Here is a 19,315-nt window from a genome sequence, read left to right on the forward strand (position 1 = left end):
TTTTAGTATGTGTAAAAAGGAAAAACGAATATACTTTGATTGCGAAAGTATTTTATGATATAATGAAAAAAGTTCTTATGATGAAAGGAAAAAATATGAACAGATATTTCAAAATGACGCTTCTCTTAGCCTTACCGTTGGCATTCTTGTTGGGATGTTCTAAACAATCATCAATAACTTCTAACTCCTCAAAAGCAGAGACAACTGAGGTAAAAACGACTGAAGCTGAAACTACAGAAAAGAAAGCTGAATCAAAAACTGTAGTCTTTGTTCATGACAGTAATCCAGGAAGACATTCTACCTTGACATATACTGTTGAGGGTGATGACGTTATGAAACAAGAAGTTTATAATGTTTTTGAACCTGAGATACTCAATAAGAGCGCTGATGAGCTTAAAGAACTTATCGTGAAAACTTATAAAGGGTATGAGGGAATCAAAGGTGTTACACAAAATATCGAATTCAAAGATGGAAAAGTCATCCATACCATGGTCATTGACATGACTGTAGTCAATCTTGATGAGATGAAAAAAGCAATGCCTAATGAATATTCAGGAGCTGGAAAACGAGTGAGTTTTTCAAAAACTAAAAAGATGCTTGAGGACCTTGGATATACTGAAAAAACGAACTAAGAGTAATAAAAAACCTTGGCATAAGCCAAGATTTTTTTTATTCCATCTCAAAAGCTTCACTCTTTTGCTTATTTGGAAGAACAAGAGAAAGTAAAATCCCAATGATCGCTGGTACTAACCATGGCAATGAAGCCTTAGCAAATGGTAGAGCATTCACAATGTTGGCAAGGAAGGTCACTTCAAATGAACTTCCCAAGACACTAGCTACGGCAATAGCTGTTACAAGTCCCATCGTCAATTGCATACCTGGTTTTGAAAGTGGTATAAACTTGTTCACAATCACAATCATAACAATCACAATGGTAATTGGATACAAGATAACTAGGACAGGGATAGAATATTTGATGATTGCATCAAGACCGAGGTTGGCAATTGCAAAACCAATCAAGGTAAAGACAGTCGCATAAACCTTATAGCTGAGTTGTGGGAAACGTCCGTTAAAGAATTCAGCAGTTGAAACAATCAAACCTACAGTCGTTGTGAAGCAAGTTACTGTTACCATGGCAGCTAGGAATAATTGAGCTGTTGAACCAAAGATTTCTTGGGTCGCTTGTGACAAGATATAAACCCCTGGAGTTCCACCCTTCATCGCTTCTTCTGTCATTGGGAAGTGATTTCCAAGGAAACCTAGGCCAATGTATAGAGCACTAAAGCCAAGCGCTACGACAATTCCGACTACCCAAATGGTTGAGATGTACTCTTTTTTACTCGAAAATCCAAGTTGTTTCAAGGTTTCAACCGCGATTACACTAAAGGCAACAGATGCGAGAGCATCTAGAGTATTATATCCTTCAAGGAATCCTGCTCCAAATGCTGAAGCTTGATAAGCTGCTGTAGCTGCTTGTGGAGCATTTCCACCATATTTGAGGGCTCCAAGGATTACCAAGATGATAATTAAGAAGGCAAAAACTGGTGTCAAAATACGACCGATACGATCCAAAATCTTTGAAGGATTAAGCGCGATTAAGAATGCTGCAACAAAGTAGATAAGGGTAAAGACAATCAAGCCTAGACCTTTGTCAGCATCTGCCAAGAGTGGACTAATCCCTACTGCATAAGAAGTTGTTGCAGTACGTGGAATAGCAAAGAATGGACCAATCGACAAGTACAAAACTGCTAGATAAATCGTTGCAAACCAAGGGGAAATCTTTGTAGAAATCTCATAGATATATCCCTTAGGATTTAAGGTCCCGATGATCAAGGTCAAGACGGCAAGTCCGACACCTGAAAGTACAAATCCTGCAATAGCAGGGAGAAAGTGTTCCCCAGATTGAGCACCTAGGGTAGGGGGGAAAATCAAATTACCCGCACCAAAAAATATTCCAAACAGGAGTAATCCTGTTAAAGCACCTTTTTTAGCCATAAACTCTCCTTATAAAAAATAAAATACTTTCTTAGTATAACATGATTAAAGGCTTGAAAAGGCTATCTCGGAATAATTTTAAAATGTTTTCAATTTTCTGATTTTTAGATTAAATAAACTCCCTTTAAAACCTTTCTTATTTTCGGTCTTAAAGGGAGATTTTCTTATTCTAAGGCATCCATGCCACCTTGGACATTGATAACCTCATATCCTTGTTCTGCTAAAAATTGACAAGCGCGTGCTGAACGCATTCCTGATTTACAAATCACGTAGTAAAGATTATCCTTATCTAGTTGTTTATAAGTATCAGCTAATTGGCTGAGAGGTAAATTACGAGCGCCTTCTAAATGAAGAGTCTCAAATTCCTCTACTTCTCTCACATCTAATACAGAAAGCGACTCTTTCTGGTATAGTTGGTAAAAATCATTAAAAGTAATTTCTTTCATTTTTCTTCTCCGAGAATTTTTTGAATTCTTTCTTTCAAGTCAGGCAAAACATCTGCTTCAAACCAAGGATTCTTTTTCATCCAGATTTGGTTCCGAGGTGACGGGTGCACCAAAGGGTAATAATCTGGCAAATAATCCTTAAAGCGATGCACACGGTCTGTTACCTTGCCACTGACTTTCTCATGTAGATAGTAGGCTTGGGCATACTGGCCAATCAAGAGTGTTAATTGAATATCTGGTAATTCTTTCAAAATTTTAGGGTGCCACTTTTCTGCAAAACCAGGTCTGGGCGGTAAGTCACCAGATGTCCCATGTCCTGGAAAATAGAAATCCATGGGCATGACAGCAAAGTAACCTGACTTGTAAAAGGTATCCTCATCCACACCCAACCAGTCTCGCAAGCGGTCTCCACTTTTATCCTTCCAGTAAAGTCCTGCTTCTTGGGTTTTGAGACCAGGTGCCTGCCCAATGATATTGATACGAGCAGTTTTTGGAGCTGCAAAGAGAGGTTCGATTCCTTGCTCAGTATAGTGTTGATTTTGTGGATCAGCCATGATGGCTTGTTTGATTCTTTCGATTTGAGACATCTACTCTCCTCCAAAAAGAAGTCTAAGCATAAAATCTCAGACTTCTATAGCATTATTTGATCAATTCATAGATAGCTTCAGCGTAGATGGCTGCTGCACGGAAAAGATCGTCCAAGGCGATAAATTCGTTGGCTTGGTGCATAGTGTCGATAGAGTCTGGGAACATAGCACCATAGGCTACACCACGCTCTAAGAGACGTCCGAAAGTTCCGCCACCAATAACTTGTTCATGCCCTTGAAGACCTGTTTGTTTTTCATAAACATTTAACAAAATTTGGACAAGCGGATCTTCCATTGGAACATAGTGAGGTGTGTGTCCATGTTCAGAAAGGCTAACTGAAGCAACCGGCAAGCTTTCAAGAACTGATTTGATTTGCTCTGGACTTGTTCCTTTTGGATAACGGAAGTTAAGGGCAATGGTATTGTCAGCACTTGTTTCATCAAAGCGGAAGACACCAGCATTCATAGAAAGAGCACCCATCTTTTCATCCACATGAGCCACTTTCAAGTTTTTGCCTTCATGGTCATTTAAGAGAATCTTACCTGCAATGTCAAGGAAGTCTTTTGCAGCTCCTTCAAAGGCAAATTGGCTGAGGAAGAGGGCTAGATAAGTTGCACCATTGACACCTGAAGCAGGCATAGCACCGTGGGCAGATTTACCGATAATCGTAACCTTGTACTTACCATTCTCTTCTTGAATGTCTCCTCTAAGCTTGTGCTCTGCAACAAATGCGTCTAGTTTCGCTTGCAAGTCAGCCAAGTCACCTGAAACAACTGCCGTTGCTGATTCTGGCACCATGTTTTCACGCAAACCACCTGTGAAGCTGTGAAGACGAGCTGCACCCTTGTTTTCACCGGCAAAGTGGAGGTATTCAGTGATATTTCCTTTTTCACCATTGATAATTGGGAATTCAGCATCTGGTGAGAAACCAAAATCTGGCTTCGCAAGTCCTACATGCTCAAAGTAGTAGTCCATGTCTGCCCAACCTGATTCTTCATCAGTTCCGACGATAAAGCGAACTTTTTTAGAAGTTGGAAGTCCCAATTCTTTGATGATTTTCAAACCATAGTAACAAGCAGTGGTAGGTCCCTTATCATCTGAAGCACCACGCGCATAGAGACGACCATCCTTGATGGTTGGAGTATAAGGATCAGTGTCCCATCCGCTACCTGCTGGCACCACGTCCATGTGGGCAAAGATACCGAGAACTTCTTCCCCTTCACCAAACTCAAAATGTCCTGCATAGTTGTCGACATTTTTTGTTGGGTAACCATCACGGTCTGCGATTTCAAGGAATTTCTCCAAAGCTTTTACCGGACCAGGTCCAAATGGGTGCTCCGCGTCTGCCTTACTGTCATCACGTTCTGAGTTGATTTCCAAAAGGCTAAACAAGTCAGCCAAGAGGGCTTCTTTACGTTTTTCTACTTCTGCTGTAAAATCAATAACTGTCATTTTTACTTCCTATCTTTTTTCGATAATTTCATCTACTGGCAAGCGGTAACTTGGTTCCAACTTCTCGTCTGTGTATCCTACTGTGATCAAAAGTTCTGGACGGAAGCGTTCTTCGATTTCCAAGACTTCATTGACTTTTGATTTGTCAAAACCAAGGATAATGTTTGAACCGATTCCCTGGTCAGTCAATGCAAGGACTAAGTTCATCGCAACCAACCCTGCATTAAGGGCTAGGTAGTCACTGATTTGTTGTTCATTGTAACGCGCAAACTCTGCTGGAAGATTTTTCATAAAGTACTGAAGTTGTTCTTCTGAGAAGTTCTTTGCTCCACCAACACGGGCAATCTTGCGAGCTCGTTTAGCTAGGTCAGTATCTGTAAACAAGGCAATGGTTACAGGGGCAGATGCTACTTGCTCAAAGTTTGAACCGTAAGCCAATTTTGCTAGTTCAGCATTTCTCTCGCGAACCACAACAAACTTCCAAGGCTGACTGTTGTGAGCACTCGGTGCCAAGGTTGCGATTTCAATAGCTGTTCGAACATCCTTAGGATCAACTGGTTTATCAATAAAATGCTTTGTCGCATGACGTTTTTTATTTAACTCAAGAAATTTCATAATTGATTTCCTTTTCTATTTCTACTGCTTCCATTTTACCACATTCTGAAAGAGCTTGCAGAGATTTTTCATTTGTGGCCTAAATTATCTTTTTCTTATCTGATTTAAATTTTAGATTACAAACTCAAACTGAAAATTATAATATTTTTCTATCACTTCCATAAAAAATATATATTGGCTATTTGATTGATTGTCTGGTAAGCTAGATACCATTAAGTAAAGGAGACACACATGAAAAAATTATTCTTATTATTAGCCATTAGTCCCTTGTTGGTGGCCTGTGGGCAATCTAAACAGGATAGTGCTTCAACTTCTACTACTAGCCCTAAAACCATTGTCGTAGCAACTGCTGGAGACATCCCTCCTTTTGATTTTGAAAAAGATGGTAATTTGACTGGATATGATGTTGAAGTTTTAAAAGCGGTCGATGAAAAACTAGATCAATACAAGATTGAATTTCAAAAAACAGCTTGGGAGAGTATCTTCCCTGGAGTTGATGCTGGCCGTTACCAAGCTGCTGCCAACAACTTGAGCTACACCAAAGAGAGAGCCGACAAATACCTCTACTCACTCCCAATCGCAAAAAATCCTTTGGTTCTCGTGAGCAGAAAAGACAAGGCTCTTACCTCTCTTCAAGACATCGCTGGTAAAACTACTCAGGATGACACTGGAACTTCTACTGCCAAGGTTGTTACAGACTGGAATCAAAGCCACTCCGACAATCCTGCTACCATCCAATATTCTGGCGAAGATGTGGCTAAGCGTCTGACTGACCTCGCCAACGGTGAATTTGATTTCCTAATCTTTGATAAAATCTCTGTTCAAAAAATTATCCAAGACCGTGGCTTAGACTTGAACGTAGTCGACTTGGAAAACAATGACAATCCAAACAACTACATCATCTTCTCAAGCGACCAAAAAGAATTTAAAGAACAATTTGACAAGGTTCTCAAAGAACTCTACCAAGATGGAACCCTTGAAAAACTCAGCAAAACTTATCTCGGTGGTTCTTACCTACCAGATTCTTCAGAATTAAAATAAAGAACAAGCAGTTTATAATATAAGCAAGCTCTCGTTAAGAGGGCTTTTTTGTATACAAAAAAAGCCATCCTTGCGGATGACTTTCTAGCAACCGAATCGGTGCTCACTTTTTCAAGTTGTGTACGGACAAAGCCTTATTTTAACTTGCTGTGTTGTTTCGAATAGTTCCAACACTATAATTGTATCACACATTACAAAGATTATCAAGTATATTGTTAATCAATTAGTGAGTAAAGTGTTAATTAATCTCTAAGCATTGTGAAAAAATATTTTATGTTCTAGAAGTAGTTATAATTAAGCATTTCTGTTAAAGCTTATTTTATTGTACTAGGATATTTCGGTAACTATTCGAAACAACACAGCTCTAAAACTGTTGTCGTCTTCCTCGAACCATTCGTCAAGTTTTGGAACCATTCGAAACAACACAGCTCTAAAACATATTACTGGCACTCATTCCCCGTTGTGTAGTTTTGGAACCATTCGAAACAACACAGCTCTAAAACCTTCCTCGCAGTGACAGACGAATGTCTGTCGTTTTGGAACCATTCGAAACAACACAGCTCTAAAACCAGCGCTATCTATTGTGTACTGTAAGGCTTGTTTTGGAACCATTCGAAACAACACAGCTCTAAAACACTATTGAAGAATGGGAAACCTGTACTGAAGTTTTGGAACCATTCGAAACAACACAGCTCTAAAACAGTCATTTTCAGATTGTCCGCTATTTGTACGTTTTGGAACCATTCGAAACAACACAGCTCTAAAACTACTCAGCCAATTCTTCTGAAATTTTTTCAGTTTTGGAACCATTCGAAACAACACAGCTCTAAAACAGGTGGACTAGCTATTGTCAATGACCAAAAGTTTTGGAACCATTCGAAACAACACAGCTCTAAAACCGAGGTCCGATAGGTCCGATATCCCCTTTAGTTTTGGAACCATTCGAAACAACACAGCTCTAAAACCGAGGTCCAGGTTCTCCATCTCGCCCACGCGTTTTGGAACCATTCGAAACAACACAGCTCTAAAACTCTGGTTTTTATGGGTCTGAATGTAACTAGGTTTTGGAACCATTCGAAACAACACAGCTCTAAAACACGCTGTGAAAACGAAGCTGATAGGAATATGTTTTGGAACCATTCGAAACAACACAGCTCTAAAACAGAACCGACTGCTCTGCAACTAGATCATGAGTTTTGGAACCATTCGAAACAACACAGCTCTAAAACTTGTTTCCAACGTTTTGTTGACGAGTACCAGTTTTGGAACCATTCGAAACAACACAGCTCTAAAACGCTAAGAAAGTATTACCAAATACTGGTGCTGTTTTGGAACCATTCGAAACAACACAGCTCTAAAACCTCGTAGAAAAATTTTTCTCACGAAATTTCGTAATCGCGCCATTCGTCTCAGCCAGACTTCAGCTCGTCAAGTTCCAATTGTTACTCTTATTATACCATATTTTCAGGGTTCAAGAAATAGTCTTGATCTAGTACATACTGCGGAAACTCAAAGACTTTTCGAGGCTCGACAAATAAAACTCTTAGTTGATTTAGTTTGATATACTCTATCAGATTTACTAACTCATCCTCTGATAGGTAGGCAGTAGCATTGATGAAAACAAGGAGTTTCTTTTTGGAAAGATATTTGAAGACCTGGACAATTTCAAGCATCTTTTCGAAAGGTGTATCACTCAGAGTTTCAACTTTGACTCCTAGTGCATCAATCAATTCTAGAATTGTGATTTCATCGTATTCTAGGTCTAGTTCATTTTCTAAGCATTCAAATGCCAATAATTCTGTAATCGTAGCAACCAACTTTTCAATCATGGACTTAACTTCGGGCTTGTCATTGAGTTGATTTTCTAAATCAGCATGTATTAGCTTTAGCATGGCAGGTGAGTTGAGATTGTATCCCAAGACATCTGTTATCACTAGCAATTCAGCCTCTTTCAGAGTTTTTAGATTTCTATCAAACAACTTCAACTCCCCATCATCGGTATATTGGTAGAACTGCTTGACGATAGTTGAAAAGGTAAGTTGGTCTTCCAACACTAAAAAAGTTGCATTTTCAATAGTTAATGGTTCATCCAATAGTGGGAAATTAATCTTCATCTCCAGGCTCCTCTCCTAGAAAGACCAAGCGTGCGTCGGAGTTTGCTACGCTGGTATTTCGCTCGCCATTTAAGTAAATCATGCGAGAAAACTGCTTTTCTGTAACGGTTAAGAGAGTAATGTTTCCTTTCTTAGGGTTATGAGTCTTGAGCCGCTCAATCATGGCGTTATTAGCAGAGTTATTGAGCAAGAGCTTGCTATAGATGGAGAATTGGTGCATGATAAATCCCTCATCTATGAGGAACTTCCGAAATTTCCGATAGGCCTTACGTTCCTCTACGGTATCAACGGGCATATCGAACATTAAAATCATACGCATATATCGATAACTCATATCCTAAACTCAGGAACTCCTTTCTCGGGTTGATTGAGAGCTTGGATGACTTTCTTAGTATAGTCACTGACGATATTGGACAGGTACATATCTTTGCCGTTGTAGTGGAAGGTATCTGAGAAAATAGTAAAAAGCTCTCGTTTGATTTTGACAAAAGAACTGCTTCGATTTTCATAGACGATCCTATCAATAATCGGACGAAAAGGTTCCATAATATCGCTAGCTAAGTTGAATTGATTGAACTGGTTGGCATGTTTCAATCCAAACTGAGTCATACAGCCAGACAACACAATTTCACGCGCAAACATACTCAAAATCAAGGTGTAGCCGTAGTCTAAGGCAGCATTGATATCACTATCTTGCTCACGGCTAAAATCATTTCCAAACAAGGTGTTGAAATAAATACGAGCTGCGTGCCCTTCGCGGTTACTAGGATCAAATAAATCCAAACCATGATAGAGATCGATGACGGACTGGCTCTTTTCCAAAAAACCACAACTCCCCAGATAAAAAGCCTGATTGAGAATCTTTTGTGCAATAATGGTGGTCCAAACTTGTGCTTTAGCCTCCTCGCTCCATGTGATTTGGCGAGAGAGTTGCAGACTGGAATCGTGCCGACCGTAGTAGGGCATTAAGTAGGCCGTTGGCAAACGTTTATCATCACAAAAGATGACCAGAATATTTTCATCCACCAAGCGTTTGATTAGCATAGTGGAGAGAACGATATCCGTTGTCTCCAAAAGCAGGATGTCCACCTCGGACAGGTGAATTAGCTCTGTCTGGGAGGCATCTTTAAAAATCAAGTGGTTATTTTTGTAAGAAAGCTTTGAATGTGTATTGACAACAACGGTTCTCCATCCCATCAGTCTTCTCCCAGTTTGCTCAAGTCTATACGAGTTTCATAAAGGCCTGTGATAGATTGGTGGATGAGGGTTGAGTTTAAAAGTGATGAAGGTGTATAGTCTCTATAACGTGGAATTTTAACACCTAAAAATTCAAAATCAGAGGCACTTCCTTGCGAAGTTAATTCAAATAGTCCTGCATTTTTACTATTTTCTGGACCAATGAAACTGAAACATAACTTTTCAATATCAACTGATTCCCAATCAGTAAATGCTTGTCTGATTCTTTCTCCATTTTTTAATGCGCCTACATACTTATCATTAAAATCAAGCACACATTCTAAAAGTTTAGCAAACTCTGCTCTATGTTTCGTAACATAATCCAAGTGTTCTGGTTCGAGAGACTTATTAATTCTCTTCGCATGATATAAAAGAGTAGTATACTTGTCAGGAAGGACTAATTCATTTCCTTTATGAATTTCTCCCCGTTTATTGTTTGTTGATAGAATACTTGCTAGTCTTCTTCTTGTACCATCAGGAAACTCAAACAAACTATATTTAGGTAAAGTAATTGTTGATAGAATTTCTATGTATCCTTTTTCAAGAAGATAATTTTCTTTATTCTTTTCAAATTTGATTTTATCTAAAATAGAAATCCCTTGAAATTCTAAAATCGTTTTTCTTTGTTTCTTTACTCCTTTTTCGATAATAGCTTTAACTAAGACAGCGTATGAGTTAGAAATACCTGCATAACCACCGTATTTTCGTGGATCAAGCCCTTGTTTAATTGGTACAAGATTTTCTTTACTATCTTCTGAAGGTTTAGGAGATGGATTAGAATTGAACAATCCTCTAGGTTTGCCTCTATCTAGACCATGTGTTTGAATCTCTGTTTTCTTCACAATATTCACTTGTGGATAGGAAAGCACTTTTTTGATTGTTGCGAAATCTTTTTCCTTATTCCAAGCGATTTCTCCAGTATCATTGGAGTATTCGATATTTTCTCTTTTTACAATGGTTCCGTCTGCGTAATGCACCTCTTCTTTGAAGAAGTTCAACAAGTTTGAGTAGAAGAAATACTTTTCTGTTGCTTTTTCAATTTCTTTAGGGTCTTTACTTCTTGAGATGTATCTCTTAAGATCATGTTTTTGATAGTCACCATAGACGAATTCAGGCTCTAGTTTAGGATATTTCTTAAGGATAGCCTTAGCAACCACTGCATTTAAGTATGCATCGTGTGCATGGTGATAGTTATTGATTTCCCTTACCTTATATAGCTTAAATTCTTTACGGAAGTTGGAAACAAGATTGGATTTTAAAGTGATGATTTTGACGTTACGGATTTTCTGCTTCTTCTCATTCACTTTTGTATTGAAGCGGGCATCCAAAATCTGTGCAACATGTTTTGTGATTTGACGTGTTTCAACTAACTGACGTTTGATAAAGACAACCTTATCTCGCTCATCTAGTCCGCCACGTTCAGCCTTGGTTAAATTATTGAATTTACGTTCTGAAATCAATTTAGAATCTAATAGTTGTTGCCAAAAACCTTTCATCTTTTCAACTACTTCAAGACTTGGGACATTATCAGATTTCCCACGATTATTTTTTGAACTCGTCAAGACACGATTATCAAGAGAATCATCCTTGATAAAGGCCTGTGGGATGATGTGGTCAATGTCATAACTGCTCAGTTGGTTTATATCAAGAGCTTCTCCAGTGTACATGTCTTTCCCATTTTGGAGATAGTAGAGGAAGAGACGGTCATTTTGAAGTTTAATATTATCTGTTGGATTTTCTTTTAATATATTTGAATCGAGCCCAGAAGCTAAATTTTTTAATGAATCTTCAATGCGCTTATATCTCTGTTGGGAATTCTTTTTCCCTCTGGCAGTAGTCTGATTTTCTCGTGCCATCTCAATCACAATGGACTCGGGAGCATGGCCCATAACCTTAACAAGTTCATCAACAATCTTGATACTTTGCAAAATTCCCTTTTTAATAGCAGGGCTTCCTGGAAGTTCTTGGACAACTTGTCGTAAATTATCTGTTTCACCCACAACTTGTGCTTTATCAATAATTTTCGTGAAAGAAAGTCCATCATCCTTGATTAACTGCATAAAGTTACGATTGCTCTTGCCATCATCCATCAAGTAGTCAAGAATAGTTTTCCCCGTTTGTTTATCCCTGATACCGTTAATCAACTTAGCAGAGAGTTTCCCCCAACCAGTGTAATGTTTACGAGACAGCGCCTTAATCACTTTCTCATCAAAGATAGAATTATATTGAGCAAGTCGTTGTTTAATCATTTCTCGATCTTCAAAAATTGTGAGAGTATGGATAACATTTTCAAGAATATCTCCATTTTTAGGATCATCCATAAATTCTTTATCTCTGATAATTTTTAGTAAGTCATGATAAGTAGATAGACTTGCATTAAATTGTTTTTCAATTCCTTTTAGTTCGATTCCATCGTAGTTATCAAGCTTTTGTAAACAATCGATGATATCATCTTCAGTTACTTTTCTTTTCTTTTTGAATAATTTATTGATAATTTCCTTTTTCTGTCCACTGTCAAGGAATTGATAGTCTCTCATTCCTTCAGCAATAAATTTTACTTTTGTTAATTCATTATAGACGGTAAATGTTTCATACAAGAGACTGTGTTTAGGCAAAACTTTCTCTTCTGGCAGATGCAGGTCATAGTTAGTCATTCTGTGGATGAAGTCTTCAGCAGAACTTGATTTATCAACAATTTCTTCGAAATTCCATGGTCGGATTGCATCGTCTGAATTTCGAGTCAGCCATGCAAAATCACGATTGCCACGAGCCAATGGACCAACGTAGTAAGGAATACGGAAGGTTAAGATTTTTTCAATCTTTTCTCTATTTTCTTTCAGAAATGGATAGTGTTCTCCTTGACGATGGAGAATAGCATTCATTTCTTGAAGATGAATTTGATAAGGAATAGAACCATTATCAAAGGTGCGTTGTTTTCTCAAAAAATCTTCACGTTCAATTTTATCAAGGAAATAATCGGCTCCGTCAAATGCAGATAGCAGTTTTTTGATATATTTATAAAATGCTTCTTGAGTGGTCTTCCCATCAACATACCCAGCATACCCATCTTTAGATTGATCAGAAAAAACTTCATCATATTTTTCTGTAAGATTGTTTTTGATGAATTGTTTTAAAGTTGCCAAGTCTTTTTGGTGATTTTCATAGCGCTCAATCATAGATGATGACAGAGGAGCCTGGGTTGTAGAATCTGTGACAGTTAATATTCCTGATAGGAGAATAGCGTCATAGAGTTTTTTAGCAACTAGGAAAAGGTCTGTATAGTCATCTCCAATTTGTCCGAGCAAGTTTTCTAAATCCTCATCATAGGTATCTTTAGAGAAATGTAGTGGGGCTTTTTCTTCTAAGTTAAAATGTTTTTTAAAATCAGCTTGATTCCCTAAAATTAGTTTCAAAAATTCAGCAAATAGTCCAATAGATTCTTTTTCTGGGAAAAGCTTTAGGATACGTTCTCTCTTTGCAGATTTAGTGATTTTATCAGTAAAAATTGCTTCTACTTGTGAGTTTTGTCCACTAAGCGAATTTCCTTCAAAGGTGTTGTCGTAAATGCTTAAAAATTCATTAAAGATTTTTTGGATATCATTGTTTTTAATATCGAAAGATTCTTCGTATAAAAAATGTCCGCGGTATTTAATCATATGAGCTAATGCCAGATAGATTAAGCGTAAGTCCGCCTTTTCTTTTGAGTCCGTCAAGTGTTTTCTCAAATGATAGATAGTTGGGAAATTCTTATGATATTCTTTTTCTTCTGACAAGGTAGGAAAAATAGGATATTTACTTCCTCTCTTTTCTTCAGGAACTAGGAATGAATCTTCTAAACGAAGAAAAAAGCTTTCATCTACTTTACTCATTTCTTCAACAAAGATTTCTTGTAAATAGCGAAGCCTATTGTGACGACGAATGTAACGACGGCGTGCTGTTCGTTTGAGACGTCTATCTTTAGCAGTAGTCCCCTCGTCAAATAACAATGCACCAATCAGATTTTTCTTTATGAAGTGTTTATCGGTATCACCTAGAACTTTCATTTTTTTTGACGGTACATTATAGTCATCCGTAATAATTGCCCATCCTACGCTATTTGTACCAATATCAAGACCGATAGAGTATTTTTTTGAATTCATGTATTTATAATCCTCCTATAAATAAATTTTTTAAAGTTTTCGAAATTAAAGTTAATTTTTTAACTACTATACTAATTTATTTTCATCCCTCTCCATTTTATAATTGTTATTATATAAAATATTTAACCCCTTAAAATATAACTATAGGTTCATTATACTACTTATTCTTAAGAATTCAACAAAAATAATGATTTATTAGTAAAAATTTGTTAAAATCAGTAAGGATGTTATATTTTAGTTTTAGAGCTGTGTTGTTTCGAATGGTTCCAAAATCTTCTTAAACTAAATATAGAACACCCCCCTAGTGCTTCTCCGTGCTAGGGGGTCTTTTAGTTCCTTAAATATCGTATATACTCTACTAATACGTAGATGAGGATTGTTAAACAAATAATCATCTCTAACCAAACGACGAGGTTGAGGACCGAAAACTGCAGAATGCCTTGGGCCATTTTCAATGAAGTTGCTGTGATGATGGTTGGAAAGGTTAGGGCTGAGAAAGCTGGTTGGAAACCTTGTTTTAAAATCCTTGGCAAGCGACTAAGGACAAAGAAAAAGAAGGTCTGTGATGCAAGGATCATAACTAGTAAAATCCAACTAGGAAGACTGTATCCTCCTACTCTCACTATTGCTGCCAAAAGGAGAGAAAATGGAGCACAATAAATACCTTCTTGCCCCAGCAAAGCGAGCGGTAATGGATTTTTCCTTAAATCTTGATAAATTAGAGGGTAAAGGATAAGGGTTAAGATAAAACCAAAAATCCAAGCTCCATAGGCAATCCCAACAATGCCCACCACGGGGTAGGTCAAACTTGCTACTGCTATTCCTACATAAAGAACCGTCCAAGTTGGTGTAGCACTGGCCCTTTGTTTAACCAAGGCATAGTTCTTTGTAAAGTATAAGATGAGGTAAACATCTAGAAGAAAAGCAAACCACCAGAGAATCTGTGCAACTATGCTCAAGCTCATAGGTAACGCTCTCAGCAAATAAGTCGATAAAATCATCCCTGCCATGGGAAAGGTTGCCATTCCTGACAAAACAGGGGCTTTTTTTAATTCTTGCTTACTTTCATGCCAGTTATTGAGGTGGCTCACCAAAAAATAAAACCATAAAATCAAGCCTGACAAACTAAAGATGTGTGATAAAAGCGGAAAAATATCCAAGATGAGATTTCCTGCTCCAGCCAATCCCAATAAGCAACCTGAAAAGGCTAAGGGGAGTTTTTTCATACCAACCTCCGAAAATGACGTTACTATCAGTATAGCATAAATAAAGCTCAGTTAGACAAGCCTTCATCAATTTTTTTGGCTATAAAACGATTGTACCCTTTTAAAATACTCACTAACAATAATAATTAAAATAAATTCATCAAAAAAGTACCTATCACTTGATAGGTACTCTTTTGACATTTCATTCTATAGCTTGGTTAGCCTTTAAAGGTTACGATAGTAGCTCCAGAACCACCTGCATTTTGTGGCGCATAGCCAAAACTCTTGACTTGCTTGTTTTTTTGGAGATATTTGGTTACTCCTTCACGAATGACTCCTGTACCGATACCATGGATGATATCCACTTGGGCCATGTTGTTGAGCAGGGCTTGGTCGATAAAGGCATCCAAGGCTTCCATTGCTTCCTCATAGCGTTTCCCACGAAGGTCTAGTCGAGCCTGTGGACCTTTACCACCTGCCCGTTTGACAACGTTGACTTGTTTTTTCTTGACTGGTGCTTCTTGCTGAGCCTGAACCAAGTCAAACTCTCTTTCCTCAAGGGTCATCTTAATCAAGCCAACTTGAGCTTCCCAGCGACCATCCTTGAGTTGATTAGTCAAGGTACCTCGTTGACCATAGCTTAAAACGATGATATCATCCCCAACTTTTGGAGCTCGTTTTTTCTTAGCCTTTTGGAGGACCTTATTTTTAGAAAGGTCAACTTTTTCAGGTGCTAACTTCTTGAGTTTGGCCTTGGCTTCGATAATCTCATGTGGTTTTAGTTGAGATTTGCTGTGAAGATTTTTAAGAATATCATCACTTTCTGCCAGAGCTAAGTCAACAATCTCCGCAGCTTGCTCACGCGCCTTGTTGAGTTCTGTTTCTTTCTCACGATTGAGCTCGTTGTAGAGTTTTTTTAGGGCACGGTTCATCTTGAGGTTTTCTTGCTCGACTTGGCGAATATTCTCAAGGCGTTTACGGCTTTCAAGCGTCTGCTCTTCCAATTGTTCAATAATGCGATTGACATCATTGTCTTGATTAATCTGCTTGCTAGCGTCACCTACAATGACATCTGACAAGCCGAGACGTTTAGCAATCTCAAAGGCATTGCTTCGACCAGGTACGCCTTGCATAAAGCGATAGGTCGGGCGCAAGCTAGCTGTATCAAATTCCATACTGGCATTCTGAACATAAGCCGTTTCAATCCCATAGGCCTTGAGTTCAGGATAGTGAGTGGTTGCCATAGTCTTGACCTGACGTAAACGCAAGTCTTCTAGGATAGACATGGCAAGGGATGCACCTTCTTGGGGGTCTGTTCCTGCTCCAAGCTCATCTAGTAACAAGAGCGAGTTTTGATTGACCTTACCAAGAATATCTACAATATTAGTCATGTGACTAGAGAAGGTTGAAAGACTTTGTTCGATGGATTGTTCGTCTCCGATATCCGCAAAGACCTCCTCAAAAATCCCTACACGACTTCCCTTATCGGCCAAAATCGGCAAACCTGACTGAGCCATCAATTGCGTCAAACCTAAGGTTTTGAGCATAATGGTCTTACCACCCGTATTGGGACCAGTGATGACGATGGCTGTTAGATCTTTACCAAAGTGTACATCATTAGCAACAGCATTTTGCACCAAGGGATGACGAACATGGAGGAGTTGAATCTCCTGGTCCTCAGAGACTTGAGGAACTACTGCTCCTGTCTCTTGGATAAAGCGAACCTTAGCCCGAATCAAGTCCAAATGTCCAATAATCCAGGCATCATTTGCGATTTCAGCTGCGTGCGGTCTTACTCGTTCAGAGAGTTCCTGAAGGATACGCATCATCTCATAGCGTTCGTCTGCACGAAGACTGGCGATTTCTTCGCTCAGCTTGACTACTTCACGCGGTTCGATATAGACAGTGTTCCCGCTGGCAGAAATATCATGAACCACACCGGCAATCTTATTACGATAGGTATTTTTGACAGGAAGAACCTGGCGACCATTTCTGCTAGCGATGATACCTTCAGTCAACATCTGAGCCTTTTGTTTGAGAAGTTCTTGCAAGACGTCACGGACTTGGCTCTCGCTATCATGGATTTTACGACGGATTCGTGCTAGTTCTTCACTAGCAAAATTCTCAATAAATCCAGCTTCATTGATGGCTTGGAGATTCCCCTGCAGATGTGGAAAATCATGAAGTTTCTCAAACCAATTTGCCAAGTGGTCCAAGCGTACATTTTCAAGATTATCATAGAAATTTTTCAGTTCACGGCTGGCAAATATGACACGTTTGAGAAGGAGAAATTCCTCTATGTTGAGATCGGCACCCATCTCCAAACGTTTGCAGGTAGCCGCAATATCTTTTGTTGCCGAAATGCTGAAATGAGGATGCTCAACAAAGAGTTCTTGCATCTCCTTCATCTCTGCAAAGGCCTGTCTAATTTTATCAGCTTTATCTGTTGGGACTAGCTCTTTTAACTGTTCTAGTCCTTGTTCCGTCAAAAGATGAGGTTCAAATAAAGCCTTGACCTTGTTAAATTCTAACGTTTCTAGTATTTTTGTGTTCATCTTATTTCCTTAGTATAAAAGTTATGGCTTTTCTTATTTTCAACTCTTTAAAGCAATCTCTTACTTTTCGAAATTGTAAACAAAAGGCTAGGAATAGTTCCCGCCCTTTTTAACCGATTATTTTAGTAACCCAAAGCTGTTTAATAAAATTAGTTGTGAATGGAATGCTTTGGATGATATGTCTAGCTACAAAGCTATTTTCAAGTGAATTTTGAACAATTTGTAATGGCACAGTCGCGAGAATCGTTAGCATCATCTGGAGGACAAACAAGGTCACACCGATTGATAGCACACCCGCACCGATACGATAGTATTTCCCATCAAGTATCTTACTTGGTACTAGGTTTAGAAAAAGACCAAGCAAACGGCCGATGCAGTAAAAAATCGTAAAGGCCAAGAGGAAGCCGACACCTGCATAAAAAACCTTATCTAGATGGAAAAGTTGATTGGATGGGAAAAAGAAAGTTCCCTGTCCTTCCTGCGGATTAGCATAAGGGATTAACAAGTTGAACTTCTGCCCTAAAGGCTGGTAATATTTGCTTGCAAAATAAGCAGAGACAATCGTTGCTACAAGATAATATGCTTGCAAAATAATTCCTCTGCGGTAGCCAATATAAAAGCTCCAAGCAAGGATTAATAAGAGTAGAATGGAAATCATAGGGAATCCTCAATCTTACTCTGCTCTTGTTTAGCCGCAACCACTTTATAACGGAGCGATTCTAACTCTTGCTCCTTATCATCAAATTCAATCTCACGGCTGAGCTGTGTTGACAAGCAGTTAACTGCTAAGAGAATAGCTACTGTCTCATCATCAGCTCCAGGCATTTGTTCTTTGATTGCTTCATACTTTTCCGTCGCAACTTTAGCAATCTCCTCCATGAAAAGATTGTCATGTTCAGTTGTCAGCGTTAATGTTTTTTTCCCAAATGTAAACTTGAATCGATTTAAATTTGCCATAAAATTCACCTCAAGATATTATACCAAATTTCACTTAGTTTGTCAGTTTTTACAAATTCTAGCGCTTTTATGGTACAATAGAGACTATGGCAAGTATCACATTAACTCCGAGTGAAAAGGAAATTCAGACTTTTGTTCAAAAGCATGAACATGCACTCACTCCTAGTAAAAATCCCTATATTCGCTACTTTTTAAAACTTCCTCAAGCCAGTGTTTCCGTCTATACATCTGGGAAAGTCCTCTTGCAAGGAGAAGCCGCTGAAAGCTATGCTAGCTTTTTTGGTTATCAAGTAGCACAAGTAGTTAGCGGGCAAAATTTCCCCTTGATTGGAACAGATGAGGTTGGAAATGGTTCCTACTTCGGTGGTCTGGCTGTAGTGGCGTCATTTGTAACTCCTGATCAGCATGACTTTTTACGAAAACTCGGGGTTGGAGATTCTAAAACACTGACTGACCAAAAGATCCGTCAGATTGCTCCCCTTCTTAAGGAAAAGATTCAACATCAAGCACTCCTTCTTTCGCCAAGTAAGTATAACGAAGTCATTGGAGAACGCTATAATGCTGTTTCTGTCAAGGTAGCTCTTCACAATCAAGCAATCTTTCTCCTCCTTCAAAAGGGAGTTGAGCCTGAAAAAATTGTTATTGACGCCTTTACCAGTTCACAAAATTATGAAAAGTATCTAAAAAATGAAGCCAACCATTTTCCCAATCCAATCACGCTAGAGGAAAAAGCTGAGGGCAAGTACCTAGCCGTCGCAGTTAGCTCTATCATTGCGCGTGATCTCTTCCTAGAAAATCTTGAAAACCTAGGACGAGAGCTGGGATACCAACTTCCGAGTGGGGCTGGTGCTGCTTCTGACAAGGTAGCCAATCAAATTTTGCAAGCTTATGGAATGAAAGGCCTCAACTTCTGCGCCAAACTTCATTTTAAAAACACTGAAAAAGCCAAGCAACTTCTAGAAAGGTAAAAGT

The 19,315-nt window shown here is 38.6% G+C and carries 16 protein-coding genes and 1 CRISPR repeat array; of the genes, 3 read left to right on the forward strand and 13 right to left on the reverse strand.

Annotation, left to right across the window (positions count from 1 at the left end):
* Nucleotides 1–95 precede the first annotated feature (95 nt).
* The gene (locus KBU52_RS04465; RefSeq protein ID WP_254724612.1) at nt 96–632 is read left to right on the forward strand and encodes a DUF1307 domain-containing protein; all 537 of its coding nucleotides are present in this window, start codon (nt 96–98) and stop codon (nt 630–632) included.
* 37 nt (nt 633–669) lie between these two features.
* Here the strand turns inward: KBU52_RS04465 and brnQ are convergent, their stop codons facing one another.
* The 5 genes from brnQ to KBU52_RS04490 all read right to left on the reverse strand — a co-directional run bounded on the left by brnQ (nt 670) and on the right by KBU52_RS04490 (nt 5,096).
* Nucleotides 670–1,995 carry a branched-chain amino acid transport system II carrier protein gene (gene brnQ / locus KBU52_RS04470; RefSeq protein WP_254724463.1) on the reverse strand — a complete coding sequence of 442 codons (1,326 nt, stop codon included), beginning with the start codon at nt 1,993–1,995 and terminating at the stop codon, nt 670–672.
* A 164-nt stretch (nt 1,996–2,159) separates the two neighbouring features.
* On the reverse strand, nt 2,160–2,441 hold the full coding sequence (locus tag KBU52_RS04475) for a rhodanese-like domain-containing protein (protein WP_006152169.1): 282 nt from the start codon (nt 2,439–2,441) through the stop codon (nt 2,160–2,162).
* A complete protein-coding gene (locus KBU52_RS04480; RefSeq protein WP_254724464.1) occupies nt 2,438–3,028 on the reverse strand; it encodes a uracil-DNA glycosylase family protein in 591 nt (196 codons plus the stop codon). Before KBU52_RS04480 ends, KBU52_RS04475 begins: the two co-directional genes overlap by 4 nt.
* A gap of 52 nt (nt 3,029–3,080) precedes the next feature.
* On the reverse strand, nt 3,081–4,481 hold the full coding sequence (gene pepV, locus KBU52_RS04485) for a dipeptidase PepV (protein ID WP_254724465.1): 1,401 nt from the start codon (nt 4,479–4,481) through the stop codon (nt 3,081–3,083).
* Nucleotides 4,482–4,490: 9 nt separating this feature from the next.
* Nucleotides 4,491–5,096 (reverse strand): nitroreductase family protein, encoded by a 606-nt coding sequence (locus KBU52_RS04490; RefSeq protein ID WP_049548371.1) that lies wholly within the window; start codon nt 5,094–5,096, stop codon nt 4,491–4,493.
* A gap of 231 nt (nt 5,097–5,327) precedes the next feature.
* Between KBU52_RS04490 and KBU52_RS04495 the strand changes: the two genes are divergently transcribed.
* The gene (locus KBU52_RS04495; protein ID WP_254724466.1) at nt 5,328–6,137 is read left to right on the forward strand and encodes an amino acid ABC transporter substrate-binding protein; all 810 of its coding nucleotides are present in this window, start codon (nt 5,328–5,330) and stop codon (nt 6,135–6,137) included.
* Nucleotides 6,138–6,472: 335 nt separating this feature from the next.
* Nucleotides 6,473–7,498: a CRISPR direct-repeat array (repeat unit 36 nt; unit sequence GTTTTGGAACCATTCGAAACAACACAGCTCTAAAAC).
* Between the two features lie 90 nt (nt 7,499–7,588).
* On the opposite strand, the gene csn2 is transcribed toward KBU52_RS04495, so the two are convergent.
* The 8 genes from csn2 to zapA form a co-directional block, all read right to left on the reverse strand.
* A complete protein-coding gene (gene csn2 / locus KBU52_RS04500) occupies nt 7,589–8,251 on the reverse strand; it encodes a type II-A CRISPR-associated protein Csn2 (protein WP_254724467.1) in 663 nt (220 codons plus the stop codon).
* Nucleotides 8,241–8,585, reverse strand: a complete 345-nt coding sequence (cas2, locus tag KBU52_RS04505; RefSeq protein ID WP_061587800.1) for a CRISPR-associated endonuclease Cas2 — start codon at nt 8,583–8,585, stop codon at nt 8,241–8,243. Before cas2 ends, csn2 begins: the two co-directional genes overlap by 11 nt.
* On the reverse strand, nt 8,582–9,448 hold the full coding sequence (gene cas1, locus KBU52_RS04510; protein WP_254724468.1) for a type II CRISPR-associated endonuclease Cas1: 867 nt from the start codon (nt 9,446–9,448) through the stop codon (nt 8,582–8,584). The genes cas2 and cas1 overlap by 4 nt, the downstream gene beginning before the upstream one ends.
* A complete protein-coding gene (cas9, locus tag KBU52_RS04515) occupies nt 9,448–13,626 on the reverse strand; it encodes a type II CRISPR RNA-guided endonuclease Cas9 (RefSeq protein WP_254724469.1) in 4,179 nt (1,392 codons plus the stop codon). Before cas9 ends, cas1 begins: the two co-directional genes overlap by 1 nt.
* 329 nt (nt 13,627–13,955) lie before the next feature.
* On the reverse strand, nt 13,956–14,852 hold the full coding sequence (locus KBU52_RS04520; RefSeq protein WP_254724470.1) for a TDT family transporter: 897 nt from the start codon (nt 14,850–14,852) through the stop codon (nt 13,956–13,958).
* 197 nt (nt 14,853–15,049) lie between these two features.
* Nucleotides 15,050–17,386 carry an endonuclease MutS2 gene (locus KBU52_RS04525; RefSeq protein ID WP_254724471.1) on the reverse strand — a complete coding sequence of 779 codons (2,337 nt, stop codon included), beginning with the start codon at nt 17,384–17,386 and terminating at the stop codon, nt 15,050–15,052.
* A 109-nt stretch (nt 17,387–17,495) separates the two neighbouring features.
* A complete protein-coding gene (locus tag KBU52_RS04530; RefSeq protein WP_254724472.1) occupies nt 17,496–18,044 on the reverse strand; it encodes a CvpA family protein in 549 nt (182 codons plus the stop codon).
* Complete coding sequence (zapA, locus tag KBU52_RS04535; RefSeq protein WP_004252047.1) at nt 18,041–18,343, reverse strand: cell division protein ZapA; 303 nt, start codon at nt 18,341–18,343, stop codon at nt 18,041–18,043. The genes KBU52_RS04530 and zapA overlap by 4 nt, the downstream gene beginning before the upstream one ends.
* Before the next feature lie 86 nt (nt 18,344–18,429).
* Here zapA and rnhC point away from each other — a divergent pair, with 86 nt between their 5' ends.
* The gene (rnhC, locus tag KBU52_RS04540) at nt 18,430–19,311 is read left to right on the forward strand and encodes a ribonuclease HIII (protein WP_254724473.1); all 882 of its coding nucleotides are present in this window, start codon (nt 18,430–18,432) and stop codon (nt 19,309–19,311) included.
* Nucleotides 19,312–19,315: the final 4 nt, after the last annotated feature.

Source organism: Streptococcus sp. 9.1(2021) (genome assembly GCF_030466425.1).
GTDB classification, from domain to species: domain Bacteria; phylum Bacillota; class Bacilli; order Lactobacillales; family Streptococcaceae; genus Streptococcus; species Streptococcus wuxiensis.

Coding starts and splice junctions, on each gene's coding strand:
- KBU52_RS04475 (WP_006152169.1), bottom strand. CDS start 2,441: ATGAAAGAAATTACTTTTAATGATTTTTACCAACTATACCAGAAAGAG.
- cas9 (WP_254724469.1), bottom strand. CDS start 13,626: ATGAATTCAAAAAAATACTCTATCGGTCTTGATATTGGTACAAATAGC.
- KBU52_RS04495 (WP_254724466.1), top strand. CDS start 5,328: ATGAAAAAATTATTCTTATTATTAGCCATTAGTCCCTTGTTGGTGGCC.
- KBU52_RS04480 (WP_254724464.1), bottom strand. CDS start 3,028: ATGTCTCAAATCGAAAGAATCAAACAAGCCATCATGGCTGATCCACAA.
- KBU52_RS04465 (WP_254724612.1), top strand. CDS start 96: ATGAACAGATATTTCAAAATGACGCTTCTCTTAGCCTTACCGTTGGCA.
- brnQ (WP_254724463.1), bottom strand. CDS start 1,995: ATGGCTAAAAAAGGTGCTTTAACAGGATTACTCCTGTTTGGAATATTT.
- cas1 (WP_254724468.1), bottom strand. CDS start 9,448: ATGGGATGGAGAACCGTTGTTGTCAATACACATTCAAAGCTTTCTTAC.
- KBU52_RS04520 (WP_254724470.1), bottom strand. CDS start 14,852: ATGAAAAAACTCCCCTTAGCCTTTTCAGGTTGCTTATTGGGATTGGCT.
- zapA (WP_004252047.1), bottom strand. CDS start 18,343: ATGGCAAATTTAAATCGATTCAAGTTTACATTTGGGAAAAAAACATTA.
- pepV (WP_254724465.1), bottom strand. CDS start 4,481: ATGACAGTTATTGATTTTACAGCAGAAGTAGAAAAACGTAAAGAAGCC.
- KBU52_RS04490 (WP_049548371.1), bottom strand. CDS start 5,096: ATGAAATTTCTTGAGTTAAATAAAAAACGTCATGCGACAAAGCATTTT.
- KBU52_RS04530 (WP_254724472.1), bottom strand. CDS start 18,044: ATGATTTCCATTCTACTCTTATTAATCCTTGCTTGGAGCTTTTATATT.
- cas2 (WP_061587800.1), bottom strand. CDS start 8,585: ATGAGTTATCGATATATGCGTATGATTTTAATGTTCGATATGCCCGTT.
- csn2 (WP_254724467.1), bottom strand. CDS start 8,251: ATGAAGATTAATTTCCCACTATTGGATGAACCATTAACTATTGAAAAT.
- rnhC (WP_254724473.1), top strand. CDS start 18,430: ATGGCAAGTATCACATTAACTCCGAGTGAAAAGGAAATTCAGACTTTT.
- KBU52_RS04525 (WP_254724471.1), bottom strand. CDS start 17,386: ATGAACACAAAAATACTAGAAACGTTAGAATTTAACAAGGTCAAGGCT.